We start from the raw sequence: 13,998 nt of genomic DNA on the forward strand, positions 1-13,998 counted from the left end.
GGGGAGTTTTCGGCGGTGTATAACGGGTAAAAAAGACGCGATGTATCGCGTCTCTACGGACTATTCATTTTTATACGGACAGGCCCTATGATATTTTCAGTATCAACGGGCCTTCCTTTTTGGGTGATGCTAACCTTGCCTTCCTGTTGCAATTCGATAGCGGCATCCCTTACCTCCTGCATGTGCTTGCGCCAGTCGGCAGGGAACAATTCCCGGGCAATCTCGGAGGGGCAGGTGCTTTTATCAGGGCCACGCTGAATGGCTTTGGCGAGAATGGCTTGGGGGATGGTGGGCATTACTCATTGGCGTGGCCAGCGGTATGACGTATTATCTTGTCTAAAACGAGTGGTCAACTTATCCACAACCCCACACGTCGTACTATTTTCCACTTGCCATTTATTTTACTTAAATAAATTCCGCTGGCACCGCCGCCTAGAAAGTTACATAGCATGGATTGTTGAACATACGCCATATTGTGGTCAAGAGAAAAAATCGGGATTGTGATGGTGTAATAGCAATTGCCACCAAACTTTGGCAACCCATTTTCAGTTAAACTATTCTTTTTAATCTCCAGCGTATCGGTAAGATTAATCAGCTTTGAAAATGATTTATCAAGATTAAATGTTTTCAAGGTATCATTTTGGAAAAGTAAATAAGTTGAATCTCTATTGATAAAAATGTTCCTGCTACTACGCCCTTAAGGCAATCTGCCCTTTATGGAGAAGACACTCCAGTCGGGGGCGGATGGCACGCCGTTTTTATCTGCCGCTATAAAAACAACTTGGAGCTTTTTTAAAGCGATATCTAATGGTACGTCTTTTGCTGATAAGCTATCCTGTTCTATAACTGCTCTTACCACTTCATTTATCTCACTAGCCTCAGGCGGTACAAAGGATTGTGTAGTTTCTTTACGCCCACAGGCGAATAAGAACATAACCGAAATCAGTACTAAATACTTACGCATAGGATTGTTTGTACCAATATAAAACAAAAAAGCCAAAAGCCGCTCCTTGCAACTTTTGGCTTTTTTTAAGAAGACGCGAAGTATCGCGTCTCTACAATTTTCTACAACATCCCGCCATCCACAGGTATTACCTGCCCGGTGATGTAGGCTGCCATATCTGATGCCAGGAACACGCAGGCGTTGGCCACGTCTTCTACTTCGCCGGCACGTTTCAGGGGGATGGCCGCTGCCCAGCCTTCTACTACTTTAGGGTCGAGCACGTCGGTCATTTCGGTGCGGATAAAGCCCGGGGCCACCACGTTGGTGCGGATATTGCGCGAGCCTAATTCTTTGGCAATGGATTTGGAGAAACCGATAATACCTGCCTTTGATGCTGCATAGTTGGCCTGGCCGGCATTGCCCTGCACCCCTACTACCGAGCTCATATTGATAAATACACCTTTGCGGGCCTTCATCATAATTTTTGAAGCCGCCTTGGTTACGTTGAAGATGGATTTCAGGTTCACATCCAACACTTCGTCCCAGGCTTCTTCTGTCATGCGCATCAGCAGGCCATCTTTGGTGATACCGGCGTTGTTTACTACAATATCTAATTTGCCAAAATCGGCTACGATGTCGTTGATCAGTTTTTCGGCCTCGTCGAATTTAGAGGCATCGCTGCGGTAACCTTTTACCTGCGTGCCGAAGCTTTGCAGTTCGGTTTCCAGTGCCTGCCCTTTTTCTACCGAAGAGAGGTAGGTGAATGCAACGTTTGCGCCATGCTCGGCAAATTTCTCGGCTATTTTACGGCCTATACCTTTTGATGCACCGGTTATCAGCGCGGTTTTTCCTTCTAATAATTTCATAATTGAGTATGAGTTTATGGTTGGCGAAAGTACGGATTTTTTAGAAAGATGGAAAAGTGCAGGAATCTGCTATGCGGACAAGAAAAGCTGGGAAGTAGACGGAGGGTTATTTAAATCAAGTCCATAGAAATGGGGGACTTTCTACGGGCTTGGTTATCAAAGCGGTTTCAATGTAATTTTAGAATGTAGTATTAAAATATGTACCTAAAGAGCCGTCCGAACAACGGGCAGTCACATTTAAGGTGCCTCCGCAATTAACCGGGATGGTTACAGAGGTGCTGTAAGTAGTAGTGCCAAAACCTCCGGAAGTATTGCAACGATAATAACCACCGTAAGTGTAATAGCTGGCGTTAGTACCGCTCCAGGTTACGGTTACGGTGCCATCCCCGTTGTACACTTTGCTAACGAAAGTAACTGTAGCGTTGCAGGTGAACTTACGTGCAACAGCTGCCTTTTTTGTTGGTTTAACAGGCACCAGTTTAACCACAGTGAACGAATAAAAGCATGCCAAAACAATGACCATTACAAGGCCGTAGAATAGTTTGTTTCTCATTTTTGTATTAATTTAAAGGTTTATAAATGGTAGAAGTGCTACCGCTTTGGTTATACTAAGGTAAGCTTATATTACTCAATAGTATAATACCTATAACAACTTTAGCAAATAATTAATAAAGAGAAGCGAACTTAACTGAGACATAGCATAAGGGCATAATAATAAAGCTCACTCCGCATCTCTCACCCAAGGCTCTTCTCCTGTGAACCGGATAGTGTTGGTTGCTTCATCCAGAATAAAATCCCAGCGGATGGTGTCGTTGGCATCGTTATGCACATCAGAGCACGTGTAGTGGAAATGTATGCCGAATTTGCATTTCAGGTAGCCTTCGCTTTTCTCCGGCTTGAAGCCGCTATCGGTAATTTCAAACTCCGTTACCTCGGGCGAGCCGCCATCTTTGTTGTGGTAGGCCACTAACCCTTCGCACATGGCGCGGTAATGGGCACTTTGCTTTTGGCCGAACAGCGTTGCAAAAAATGCCGACGGGCTTATTTCATTAGCTATTAACTGCCTTAGCAGACTTTCATCGGCCTTTAGTGTGAACTTTTCTCTCATCATTAATACTTGAGGTATTCGGCGGGTATGGGGTTGGTTTTGCTCTCCTCGTCGAAATACCAGGCAATAATCCAGAAACGCTTGCCATCGTTATACATTTCTATACTGTTGATGCCGCGTTCTATCACAGGGCCATCGGGGGTGTTGCGGCTTTCGTACGTACTCCATACGTGGTACACGTTACCGAACTGCTCTACCTTACGGCCTATTTCCTTCTCTACAAAGCCTTCCTGCGTCAAAAACTCGTCGCTGCGTTTATGGAACTCTTTCAGCGTCATATATTCCAGCACTTTTGTACCGTCGTTTTTGGTACGTACCATGCCGCAGCGTGGGTCGGGAATATGGAGACTGCTGTCGCGCTGGTAGCTTGGCTTCTCGCCTTTTTTTACCGTTACCACATCGTAGTAGGCCTTCATCATGCCATCCAGCGTGCTTACGTTATCGCCGTATTTGGTTAATACTTGCGCATTGAGTTTGTTTAATGTGCCAAACGCAAGCAGGGTAATTATGAGTACGGACAATCGTTTCATTGAGAATTAGTTTAATACGGTTACGAGATAAAGGTATTAAAATCGAAGTACAAAAGCAGGTAGCCCTACCGGCGATTATTCAGGTTCAATAACTCTTTGAGAACTATCGAAATCTCCCCTTATTGTGCACAATAAATTATCTTTGCTGGGCCGTAAGATAATAACAGCGATGAAAACCATAACGACAACCATTATTTCGATAGCGTTTCTATCATACGCATTTACCTGTAAAGGCCAAACCACAGGCACGGTTTTCCCGGTAGAAAAATTTGCTGTTTTGGAAGGCAAATTAGCTGATGGCAGACCTGCAATTGGTTCTTTCAACAGGGGTTATAAGGATTTCGATAAAAAAGCATCATATACATGGTGTTTAACCATTAATATCGGCCTCGATTTGAAACATGTTACAAAAAACGGTTTACCGCTTCAATCAGAATCAGATATCTGCAATAAATTCGAAGATGAGTTGCTGAGCCACATTCGGCAACTTGCTACTGCCCATTACATTGGGCACCTGTATAATGATTCTTTTTTAGACATATACGTGTACCTTGATGAACCTGAAAAGGTGTATCAATTTTTGAAAAAAGAGGTTGATAAAAAAGGTCGCGCTCGTGATTTTGCGTTTGAGATTAAACAGGACCCGAATTGGGCCATCGTTAACTCTTTTTTAAGCAAATAATGCTGTAAAGCATAAGCAGCGAATGTATTGGGTTTCTTCAAATCAATACACCAACGCCAGTGGACCATCTTTCGCCACCAAAACTGAAGAACCTGGTTTAGCTCCGGGCAACAGTTCGGCTATAAATTTCCCGTGCAGCAGTATAGCCACTTCAACATCGCCGTCTTTACTTTCGTCCCATTCGCAGGTAATATCTGCCTCAGCAGCTATGGGTTTTACCGTAATACCAGGTTTTATGTATTCATCCGGATTTAGCGGTTGCCCGTCCTCCGCATTGAAGAAAGCATCTACAGGGGCGGGTAAACGATTGTAAAGCCACACGTCTGACACTACATCGCCATAAAAAGTGAGATAAGCGTACGCTACACGCCCATCGTCTTCGATGTTAACGGCGTAAGCCTTATCAAAAGCACAAGGTATATTGAGGCTGAATGGAGGCATAATTTATAAACTTTCCTGATATTCCTGCTGCAGTTCCAGCAAGCAATTGGCACAAAGGCAGCCATCGTACAATTCGCTTACGTATTGCACTTCATTGATACTGAGCTGCACTTTACTGCACTGGCATTTGGTGTAGGCATTGGCCTTGCATTCAAAACGGCTTTGACAGCGGTCGCAGCTTAATATTTCGTGTTTGGCAGAAATCATATTTTAAGTCCCGAAAGTCGGAAAGAAAAAATTGCTGTTTATCACACGAACGTAAAAGGCCCCGATACTTTGCAATATCGGGGTCTTTGTTATCCTAAGGCAATTATGCGGAAATTATTAAAAACTATAGGTAAGGAATAAATTGCCGGCCACCGAGTTAAAGCCTGGTGTGGTGCTTCCACCCGAACGTGTATTATAATTGCCACCAACTACGCCCAGGCTATAACGGCCCTCCACAGCTATACCTATATTATTGCTCAACATAAAGTTGAAGCCCACTTTGGGGGCGATATAGGTGGACTGGCCGTTCGATAACGATTCGATACTGGAAAAATTGGTATCATCTACCGTTATTTTATAACTCACCAATACAAAACCGCCGTTTACGCCGCCATAAAAGTTGATATCGCCTGCCGATAGTTCATAAGCAATACCCAGGTAGGCGCCGATGCCCTTGTAATTGCTAAAAGTTGCGCCGTAATAATCGGTACCATCGTAGCTGATCTGTATTTTGTCGGCCAGGGGTTTATAGCTGCGGTAATCAATTGTTCCTGAGTATAGCAGGTGGTCCATCCTGCGCATTACACTAAACCCGAAAGTTGGCGAGCCTTTATAGCTGTCTTTTAAATCGCCCATGGGCGATTCGTACCCGCCGTTGAAGGCAATAAGCCAGCCATCCTGCCGCACAGCGCCGCCGCTGCTGCGGTTGCTGCCGCTAAGTACATCGCCGTCGGCATTCATGCCGCGTGTTTGCGCATGCGCCTTGCAAAAAATAAACAGGGATAAAACCAGGGAGAGGGTAGCTACGCAACGTTTAGTGCGCGGTTTGATTTGGGGGGCCATTTGCGTGATTAGGTTGTATAATACTTATTGCCTAATTAACACAATTATTTCCATTTTGAGGAAAAATAATTCAAAAGATTAACCCGGAAGAATCATTGCAATCAAATAACAATCCATAAATGGATGTTAAATACCAAAGGCCCCGGTTGGGGCCTTTGGTAAAGTAGTATTAAGCGTTGTTATCTTTAACCGGCACGGGTATTGGTTTGCCGGCATCTTCATTTTGCGCTTCTTTAAAGTCTTTCATGCCTTTGCCCAGGCCGCGCATCATTTCGGGTATTTTTTTACCGCCGAATAATAGCAAAATGGCAACTAATATTAAAATGATTTCCGGTGCTCCTAATCCCATGGTGTTTTTTTATTGGTGAATGTACATGTATATACGCAAATAACGGAGATACGATTTTAATAACGGCAATTTTTAAATAAAAGTTTGCTTCACCGGAATTAAACGTCAATATCGCTTAGCAGCAGTTTCCGTCCTCTTGCACCACGTCATTACCATCCGATGGGAAAATGATGCAGACCAACACACAGCGTAAAGCCCCGATAGCATTCACTACCGGGGCCTTATGGTATTTTGCGGCGTGTACGCCGCCACCTGGAGGGATTTGTTGGCCCTTATGCTTTCTTAGCCGCAGGCTTTTTAGCTTTTGCTTTCGGCGCTTCGGCAGGCGTTTCTGCTACTGCTTCTGCCGCTGCAACTTCTTCCTCTGCAACCGGTGCTTCTTCAGCAACAGGTGCGGCGGCAACTACTTCGCTAAACAAAGGCATATCTTTCAATATCAGGAACCAGCTGATGATTTTCTTCATATCGCTGCCATACACCTTCTCTTCATCATGATCAGGCGCAACTTCGCGGAAGTACTTGCGCATTACCTTGGCATCATCCTTTACAGATGGCAGACCTTCTGCAGTTTTCATACGCTCCAGTACGTCGACCAGTTTAATGTCTTCATCGAGCCCGAAGATGGTTATCTCGTTCAATGCGGCAAGCTTAGCAGTGCTGAGGTTAACAATCAGCTTGGTTTTTTGCGCATCAAGGCTTTCTAAAACGTAACCGGTTTTGTTTTGCGCAAGCGCTTTCCATAAACCCGGCTTGCCCGATACGGCAACAATTCCCTGTAAATTCATATGTATGTTGTGAAATGTTAAAAGGGTTAGAAAAGTTAGAAGGAGTTAGAGAGGTTAGAAGGGTTAAAAAGGTCAAAAATTTCTTTCCAACTAATTAGCCTACCTGAATTTTAAAACCTCTGCAACTACTTTAACTTTTCCAACCTTTCTAACTTTTTTAACTAATCCTCAATTACTTCTACGCCTAAAATTTTATCGCCCTGGCGTATATCGTCAACCACGTCAACATTTTCAACAACCTTACCAAATACGGTGTGGTTACGGTCTAAATGCGCGGTATTTGCACGGCTGTGGCAGATGAAAAACTGTGAGCTGCCGGTGTTGCGGCCAGCATGTGCCATAGAAAGTACGCCACGATCGTGGTATTGGTTTTCGCCGGTTAGCTCGCAATCTATTTTGTAACCTGCGCCACCTGCACCGGTACCGGTTGGGTCGCCACCCTGAACCATAAAGTTAGGGATAACGCGGTGAAAGGTAACGTTATCGTAAAAACCGGATTTAGCCAGCTTCAGGAAGTTAGCTACGGTGTTAGGGGCATCCTTGTCGAAAAACTCAACAGTCATGTCGCCTTTTTCGGTTTTGATTATTGCTTTGCTCATCTTATTTTTTAATAGGGTGCAAAGTTAAATAAAAGAAGCACAAACCAAAATAGGGTGAGAGGTATAGGAAAGGCGCGCCACGGCGATTGAGGAATTGGATTTGACAACTTTTTAGATTTGTCAAATCTTAACGGTATTAGTTTTAGTAAGTCTGATGTGCTGCGTGCCTGAATGTAGTAATTCCTTGTAGAATATTTTGGGCGTTGCCTGCGGCCCGCGCTTTCCGCTGCAAATCCTCGCCCTTTCCTACGCTCATAAGCCCACCCGCGGCTGTGGGTTTTCCGCTGCAATCGCTAACGCGGCAAAGTGTGACCCTCATTTCTCGGCGGAGTGCGGCAAGCTATCGGCTATTTATAATAATCGCTCTTCTTTACCAGGTACTCGTAATGCAATAGCTTTGTACCATAATGGTCGAAATCGACCTCGTTTACTTTCACTGCGCCCAGCTTACAGGTAGCTTTTTGCGAGCGGATATTGGTAGCCGCAATATGGAACAGTACATTGTCAACAGTTTTGAATAAGTGTTCCATCAATAAGCTTTTCATCGCCGAGTTGTAAGCTCCGCCCCAATAATTACGGGCCAGGAAGGTGTAGCCGATAGCCACGCTGGATTGCGCAGGCAAGTAATTGTACAATCGCGTGCAGCCAATAATATCGCTGGTTGCTTTGTCTATAACCAGGAAAGCGCTCTGCGATGCCACGGCATCATTAAAGTAAAGCCGGAACACCTCCTTTTTATAGCGGTCTTTAACCGGGTGCAGTTCCCATATCATCGGGTCGGAGGCTACTTCGTACAACCTTTCAAAATCGCGCTCTTGCAACAACTGCAATGCTACCAGTTCGTTCTCTAATTTGGTTGATTCGAGTTCAAAGATTTTCATTATACCTGGTTAGATGATCCCGTGCAAAGCGCCACCTTTGGCCCCCATCTCATCTACCAGTTTTTCAACCTCAGGGTCTTTTATCAATTCGGGGGCATGGTGCGGCTTTATGCGGGCATCAATCATCAGCGGGCCATGACAGCCCCAGTGTTTGTTTTCGGTAAAGCTGTTGATGCCGTAAATATCGTGCGATGGATTGCTGCGCGTAAAGGTAACCCATACAAAATTGTTGATGGTTTGAGCCACAAAAGCAGCATCGTCGCATAGCACCATCAGCGGCAGACCAGATAAATCCATTTCACCGAGGTGCTCCTGCATAAATTCCAGCATCAGGGGCATATCGCTTGCGCGAATGTTCTTGGGTACTTCTACCGCCAGCACGCCGGGCATCACCATTTTATGGTTTACAAATGGGCGGGGCAGACTAAACGATGCCGGCATTTCGCTCCAAAGCTCGCGTTTGATATCGCCCGCAACGGTAATGGCTACTTTACTGCCGCTGTTGAGGCCCTCGCCGCTGTAATCGAGCGTATCAATAGAAGTTTTGGTTTGGAAGTGCAGGTCGCGCGTAAGGTCTATCCGTTGCAAGATATGTTTCAGGAAACCGCCTACATCGTTCACATCCAGCGTAGGGTCATCCTCTTTAGCCGCGATGAACAGGTATTTGGCCAGGCTCAATTGCCCTTTGCCCAAAATATGGTTGGCTATCGTTATAATTTCCTGCGGGTGGCGCTCTTTTACATACGGCGTATAACGCTCGCTACCGATGGCAAACAATAGTGGGTGTACACCTGCCGCATCCACGGCGTTTACGGCATGCAGGCCGGGTATTTCCTTAGGGATGGCGCTGCCGGTTATCTCGTGTATCAGTGCGCCGAAGCTGGTATCTTCCTGCGGTGGCCTACCTACTACCGTGAAACTCCAAATGGCATCCTTACGGTGGTAAACGTTATGCACCTTGAGCAGCGGGAATGGGTGGACCAGGCTATAGTAACCCAGGTGATCGCCAAAGGGGCCCTCGGGTTTATTTTCCATGGGCATAACGGTGCCGGTAATCACAAAATCGGCATCGGCAGATATGCAGAAACCCTCGGCATCGTAAAAATAACGGAAGCGGCGGTTGCCCAAGGCCCCGGCAAAAGTCATCTCGGATAAACCTTCGGGCAGTGGCATTACGGCAGCAACGGGGTGAGACGGCGGCCCACCCACAAATATGCTCACCTTAAGCGGCTGGCCTTTTGCGTTTGCCTTGGTCTGATGCACGCCAATACCGCGGTGCAACTGGTAATGCAGGCCTATTTCTTTATCGGGGATGTAATCGTTGCCGCCAAGCTGTATGCGGTACATGCCCAGGTTGGCGTTCATAATGCCGGGCGTATCCGCATCCTCCGTATAAACCTGGGGCATGGTTACAAAGGGACCGCCATCTTTTGGCCAGTTCACAATCTGCGGAATCTCGCCGATAGTGGTGCGCCCGAAATTGACAGGTGCGCTTTTACCTACTTTCATAGGCAAGGCAGAGAGCGCAGTAAGCGCCGTATTGGCATATTTAAAAGGGTGCTTGATGGCCTTTATCGGATCGTTCTTGATATCGACCAGGGTTTTTATCTTATCAAGCGTGTCCCTGAAGATAAATCTCGACCTATCCAGCGTGCCGAACAGGTTGGATACCGCCGGGAATTTGCTTCCCTTCACGTTCTCGAACAGGATGGCAGGCCCCGCGTTTTCGAATACGCGGAGGTGTATCGCCGCCATTTTCAGGTAAGGGTCAACCTCCTCTTTTATGCGAATGAGGTGCCTGTGGTTTTCAAGGTCGGTAATGCAGTCTTGTAAGCTTTTGTAACCCATAAAAATGGCTGAGGGATTAGTGGCTCAAAGATATTACACAGTGCGGAATATCAGGCCAATAATAAAAGATGTGGTTTTGCGATGATAAAAAATAGCGGCGCGGTCAAATGCTGTCTACTTTTTTATCTTACTTTTACCGCCTTAAACAGCAATCCGCGCCTATGTCGGTAATTCTTTTTACGCTGATCATCCTTGTCGGCTCTTACTTTGCGGGTCTTTTGGGTTCGCTTACGGGGCTTGGCGGCGGCGTGGTTATTATTCCCTTACTTACGCTTTTACTGGGCGTAGATATCCATTATGCTATCGGCGCATCGCTGGTTTCGGTTATTGCTACCTCCAGCGGTTCTGCGGCGGCTTATGTTAAAGAAGGCATTACCAATATTCGCCTCGGCATGTTTTTAGAGATAGCCACAACCTGCGGCGCATTGGCAGGGGCTATGCTGGCCATCTATATTCCCACGCAGTATATAGCTGTTTTATTTGGGGTGATCCTCATCTTCTCGGCAATTATGTCGTTGCGCAAAAAGGCCGAAGCAACCGTATTGCAACCCAGCCCGCTTGCCCAAAAGCTAAAACTAAGCGGCCACTACCCCGATGGCGACGGCAACCAAATCCCTTACGGCGTTACGCGCGTTGGCGGTGGTTTTTTTATGATGCTGTTTGCCGGGGTGATATCGGGCCTGCTGGGCATCGGCTCGGGCGCGCTGAAGGTTATTGCGATGGATACCATTATGAAGATACCCTTTAAGGTATCAACCACCACCAGCAATTTTATGATTGGCGTTACCGCTGCCGCCAGTGCCGTAGTTTACCTGCAAAGGGGATATATAGAACCCGGCATATCCATGCCGGTGGTGATAGGCGTTTTGCTTGGGGCGCTCACCGGATCTAAAATACTGGTGCATACCAAATCTTCGGGCTGGTTGCGCTGGGTGTTTGCCATTGTGGTTACGTTTTTGGCGGGCCAGATGATATACAACGGCATTAACGGCAGGATATAGCGCACTTCAGGAGGAGTACTCCATTCCGTATTATTTCTGCAACAATAAAGCACTTAGCGCGTTGAACTGGTATACCACCAGGCCAATGAACTTATTGCTGCTGCTCGCTTTCATGCTCCCCTCCCAAGCCAAATCCAATCCGCCATTGGCGAACTTTGCCATGGCAGATACGGCCAAAATAGATACCTCGCGCTATGCCGTGTTGCTTTTTAACCTCGGTCGCGATGGCTTTATTTTCAACCCGAATTTTAAACCCACAACGATTTCTGCCGAAGAAATTAAAATGATAGAGAAAATTATCTCCGTAACCGTTACGGAGCATAATAAACAATCCAAGAACGGCATAGATAATCCGCGCAAATATTACAAGCAAATCATAGCGGCCACCAACGCCAGCGGGCAGAAAGAAGTATGGGTAAATTGCTTTTGTACCCCTTACGAAAAACGGCACTGGCGCAAAGGCGTAGTGATGATACTGGATGGTGGCCCTTGCTTTTTCAATATCAAAATAAACCTGGATACCAAGACGGTGATGAGCTTTGCGGTGAATGGAAGCTCATAGTGGTTAGCGGCCTTTTTTCTCCGTCATTGCGAGGAACGAAGCAATCTATACGCATGCAGAGCCGCTTTGCAAATCCGCCCTGCTTATCGGGAGATTGCTTCGTTCCTCGCAATGACGCAAAGGAAAGAATTGATGACTAAGGAGTTACTAAGTCCAAATGATACTCCTGTATCGGCGGCGGGTTTTCGGGCGTGAGGGTAAAGCTCACGCGGACGTTGGCTTGCTCGCCTTTAATGATGAAATAACCACGCAACTGGTTCTCTGCCACAATATCGCCTATGCTTACCGTTTTCCCAGCTTTGGCAAATGCATCTGCCGCAGCTATCTTCAGTTTATCTGGGAAGTAATCCAGGAAGAAATTATCGGCAAATATGCCGCTGGCTTTGGCGGTGCTCCAATCGGCAATAACTTTTAGCAGCTCGGCTTTGCGCTGGTTAAGGATAGCAGATGGCGGCAATACGCGCGGCCTGATGCCCGACAGCATCAACAGGGTATCCAGTGCAGCGTTATTGATAGGTGCAGCGCGTGCATAAGTTACGTTGCCGAATGATACGATGCCCACGCCATAATCGGGCATTACATTCCACTGGCTGCCGAAGCCGGGTAGGCCACCGGTATGGCCCACGTAGATGTGGTTGTCGCAATCCTTCATCCAGCGTAGTCCGTAAGCATAGGCCGTCACATTGGGGCATGGCCTGCCCGTTGGGGTTTTGGCATTGGCGGTCAAATAGTTCACATCCCATGGGTATTGCATCTCGCGTATCGAACTGCGCTTAACCGGACCTTTATCCACATCGTCCCTCGGTGGCCAGGCATCCAGGTGCAGGGCCATGTATTTGCTAAAATCTTCTATGCTGGTGATCAGCCCGCCCATAGCGCCATATGCACCATCGTGCAGCAGGGGCTGCTCAACCCATTGCCCGTCGAGCCAGCGGTAACCGTGGGCCAGTTTGTCTTTGGGCACTTTGGTATATTCCCAATAGGTATGCAGCATGCCCAGGGGCTTTAAAATATTATCGGTTATGTACTGCTCGTAAGTTTTACCGCTTACTTTTTTGATGATGTAACCCAGCGTAGCAAACCCAAGATTGCTGTATTCGTAGCCCAGGCCGGGGTTGGTAGAAAACTGCACGCCTTTTTTATAAATGGCAATCAGCTGTGCATCGCTCACGGCCAGTTGCCTGTCGCCCCAGGGGTTGTCTTCGGGGTAACCGGCGGTATGGGTAAGCAGGTTTTTGATGGTGATGGGTGTGGCATCTTTGGTTAAATACTTCGTTCCCCTCATTTCGGGGATGTAAAGATAGGCGGGGTCATCCAACTTTAACTTACCTTCATCGCGCAATTTCAATATCGCCATAGCGGTGAGGCTCTTGGTCATACTGGCAATACGGAACTCAGACGTAGCGGTAACCGGTATTTTATTGGCAATATCGGTATAGCCTATCCCCCCGGTATGCACCAGTTTGCCATCTACTACAATCCCGTAAGCCGTGCCGGGCCAGTGGTTTTTTTCGGCATAATCTTTATACAGCTGGTCGATAACCGGAAAGGTGGCTTGTATCTTTTTGAGCCTATCAGGGTCGGTAAAGGTAGCCGGTTTGTATTGGGCAATGGCTAATGTGGGGAGCAGTAAAAGGAGGCAGAGGTATTTGCGCATGGTGGTGTGTTACATTATTTTAATGTTGCTTTCTTGGGTCAATAAGTTCGAACTCCTTTTTAAATTGTTCTGCAAGGAACTTAAAAAAATCTATTGGTTGTTTGAGACAACGAAAATCGTCTTTACATAACTGCTCAACAGCAGATTCTAAAATAGATTCAAAACCTTCAGACGACCAATTGTTGACTCCTATTGTAAGCCCTGTAACAGGATATCCACTTCCATCCAAGGTGTCCTTCACATCTCTTAAGATTTTCCAAAAAAGGTATGCTGGAATTATTAATCCTTGCTCAAGCGTTTGTAAAAGCCCTTTTTCTTTAGATGAATTAAATTGATCTAATAAAGCCTTGTATAACTTTAATCAAATTAACTCTGATATTTCCAGCTTTTTCATTCTCTTCTTCCAAAAGTTTAACTACTTCGTTCAGTTCTGATTTTTTCTTCTCCAAATCCCTATTTGCAACAACAATTTCTTCGCTGTATTTAGACTCGCCCATATTGTTATAAAAGCTCAGATGATAACCAATGTTGTCAATTTGCTCTTCTAAGTAGAAATATTGCCTAACTAAATTTTCCATAAAATAAATCTACAAAAAATACATAAGGAAATTAGCGATTTCGACGAGAGGTTTTCAATTTGCTATTCTGCTACCTTTCAAAGCCCCCTGGGGCGTATTAGCTTGAAACGAATTTATG

The 13,998-nt window shown here is 46.2% G+C and carries 21 protein-coding genes; 3 read left to right on the forward strand and 18 right to left on the reverse strand.

Features of this window, described 5'->3' with window-relative positions:
* Positions 1 to 53: 53 nt before the first annotated feature.
* The 7 genes from E2R66_RS23685 to E2R66_RS23715 form a co-directional block, all read right to left on the reverse strand.
* A complete protein-coding gene (locus E2R66_RS23685; RefSeq protein ID WP_133235698.1) occupies positions 54 to 296 on the reverse strand; it encodes a DUF3253 domain-containing protein in 243 nt (80 codons plus the stop codon).
* A 53-nt stretch (positions 297 to 349) separates the two neighbouring features.
* Positions 350 to 631, reverse strand: a complete 282-nt coding sequence (locus E2R66_RS23690; protein WP_133235696.1) for a hypothetical protein — start codon at positions 629 to 631, stop codon at positions 350 to 352.
* Between the two features lie 66 nt (positions 632 to 697).
* Positions 698 to 964: a hypothetical protein gene (locus E2R66_RS23695; RefSeq protein WP_133235694.1), complete on the reverse strand. Its 267-nt coding sequence runs from the start codon at positions 962 to 964 to the stop codon at positions 698 to 700.
* A 101-nt stretch (positions 965 to 1,065) separates the two neighbouring features.
* Positions 1,066 to 1,809, reverse strand: coding sequence for a 3-oxoacyl-[acyl-carrier-protein] reductase (fabG, locus tag E2R66_RS23700; RefSeq protein WP_133235692.1), 744 nt, complete (start codon positions 1,807 to 1,809; stop codon positions 1,066 to 1,068).
* 178 nt (positions 1,810 to 1,987) lie between these two features.
* Positions 1,988 to 2,362, reverse strand: coding sequence for a hypothetical protein (locus E2R66_RS23705; protein ID WP_133235690.1), 375 nt, complete (start codon positions 2,360 to 2,362; stop codon positions 1,988 to 1,990).
* Between the two features lie 168 nt (positions 2,363 to 2,530).
* Complete coding sequence (locus E2R66_RS23710) at positions 2,531 to 2,920, reverse strand: hypothetical protein (RefSeq protein ID WP_133235688.1); 390 nt, start codon at positions 2,918 to 2,920, stop codon at positions 2,531 to 2,533.
* Positions 2,920 to 3,447, reverse strand: a complete 528-nt coding sequence (locus tag E2R66_RS23715) for a hypothetical protein (protein WP_133235686.1) — start codon at positions 3,445 to 3,447, stop codon at positions 2,920 to 2,922. Before E2R66_RS23715 ends, E2R66_RS23710 begins: the two co-directional genes overlap by 1 nt.
* Positions 3,448 to 3,616: 169 nt before the next feature.
* Between E2R66_RS23715 and E2R66_RS23720 the strand changes: the two genes are divergently transcribed.
* Positions 3,617 to 4,129, forward strand: a complete 513-nt coding sequence (locus tag E2R66_RS23720; protein ID WP_133235684.1) for a DUF695 domain-containing protein — start codon at positions 3,617 to 3,619, stop codon at positions 4,127 to 4,129.
* Between the two features lie 42 nt (positions 4,130 to 4,171).
* Here E2R66_RS23720 and E2R66_RS23725 read toward each other — a convergent pair whose 3' ends face one another.
* The 8 genes from E2R66_RS23725 to E2R66_RS23760 all read right to left on the reverse strand — a co-directional run bounded on the left by E2R66_RS23725 (position 4,172) and on the right by E2R66_RS23760 (position 10,082).
* Positions 4,172 to 4,570 (reverse strand): hypothetical protein, encoded by a 399-nt coding sequence (locus E2R66_RS23725; protein WP_133235682.1) that lies wholly within the window; start codon positions 4,568 to 4,570, stop codon positions 4,172 to 4,174.
* A 3-nt stretch (positions 4,571 to 4,573) separates the two neighbouring features.
* Entirely contained in the window at positions 4,574 to 4,777 is a 204-nt protein-coding gene (locus E2R66_RS23730) for a cysteine-rich CWC family protein (protein ID WP_133235680.1), read from the reverse strand.
* A gap of 117 nt (positions 4,778 to 4,894) precedes the next feature.
* A complete protein-coding gene (locus E2R66_RS23735) occupies positions 4,895 to 5,620 on the reverse strand; it encodes a hypothetical protein (protein WP_133235678.1) in 726 nt (241 codons plus the stop codon).
* Between the two features lie 169 nt (positions 5,621 to 5,789).
* Positions 5,790 to 5,969 (reverse strand): twin-arginine translocase TatA/TatE family subunit, encoded by a 180-nt coding sequence (gene tatA / locus E2R66_RS23740; RefSeq protein WP_133235676.1) that lies wholly within the window; start codon positions 5,967 to 5,969, stop codon positions 5,790 to 5,792.
* Between the two features lie 272 nt (positions 5,970 to 6,241).
* Entirely contained in the window at positions 6,242 to 6,754 is a 513-nt protein-coding gene (locus tag E2R66_RS23745) for a DUF5606 family protein (RefSeq protein WP_133235674.1), read from the reverse strand.
* A 161-nt stretch (positions 6,755 to 6,915) separates the two neighbouring features.
* Positions 6,916 to 7,353 (reverse strand): peptidylprolyl isomerase, encoded by a 438-nt coding sequence (locus E2R66_RS23750; protein ID WP_133235672.1) that lies wholly within the window; start codon positions 7,351 to 7,353, stop codon positions 6,916 to 6,918.
* Between the two features lie 347 nt (positions 7,354 to 7,700).
* Entirely contained in the window at positions 7,701 to 8,234 is a 534-nt protein-coding gene (locus E2R66_RS23755; RefSeq protein ID WP_133235670.1) for a GNAT family N-acetyltransferase, read from the reverse strand.
* Positions 8,235 to 8,243: 9 nt separating this feature from the next.
* Positions 8,244 to 10,082, reverse strand: a complete 1,839-nt coding sequence (locus E2R66_RS23760; RefSeq protein ID WP_133235668.1) for a UbiD family decarboxylase — start codon at positions 10,080 to 10,082, stop codon at positions 8,244 to 8,246.
* 161 nt (positions 10,083 to 10,243) lie between these two features.
* Here E2R66_RS23760 and E2R66_RS23765 point away from each other — a divergent pair, with 161 nt between their 5' ends.
* Positions 10,244 to 11,083, forward strand: a complete 840-nt coding sequence (locus tag E2R66_RS23765; RefSeq protein WP_133235666.1) for a sulfite exporter TauE/SafE family protein — start codon at positions 10,244 to 10,246, stop codon at positions 11,081 to 11,083.
* 85 nt (positions 11,084 to 11,168) lie between these two features.
* Complete coding sequence (locus tag E2R66_RS23770; RefSeq protein ID WP_133235664.1) at positions 11,169 to 11,645, forward strand: hypothetical protein; 477 nt, start codon at positions 11,169 to 11,171, stop codon at positions 11,643 to 11,645.
* A gap of 136 nt (positions 11,646 to 11,781) precedes the next feature.
* Here the strand turns inward: E2R66_RS23770 and E2R66_RS23775 are convergent, their stop codons facing one another.
* From E2R66_RS23775 to E2R66_RS23785, 3 genes are all read right to left on the reverse strand, one after another.
* Positions 11,782 to 13,302 carry a serine hydrolase domain-containing protein gene (locus E2R66_RS23775; RefSeq protein ID WP_133235662.1) on the reverse strand — a complete coding sequence of 507 codons (1,521 nt, stop codon included), beginning with the start codon at positions 13,300 to 13,302 and terminating at the stop codon, positions 11,782 to 11,784.
* A 19-nt stretch (positions 13,303 to 13,321) separates the two neighbouring features.
* Positions 13,322 to 13,543, reverse strand: a complete 222-nt coding sequence (locus E2R66_RS23780; RefSeq protein ID WP_133235660.1) for a hypothetical protein — start codon at positions 13,541 to 13,543, stop codon at positions 13,322 to 13,324.
* 85 nt (positions 13,544 to 13,628) lie between these two features.
* Complete coding sequence (locus E2R66_RS23785; protein ID WP_133235658.1) at positions 13,629 to 13,880, reverse strand: hypothetical protein; 252 nt, start codon at positions 13,878 to 13,880, stop codon at positions 13,629 to 13,631.
* Positions 13,881 to 13,998: the final 118 nt, after the last annotated feature.

The sequence above is a fragment of the Mucilaginibacter psychrotolerans genome, from assembly GCF_004519315.1.
GTDB lineage: Bacteria > Bacteroidota > Bacteroidia > Sphingobacteriales > Sphingobacteriaceae > Mucilaginibacter > Mucilaginibacter psychrotolerans.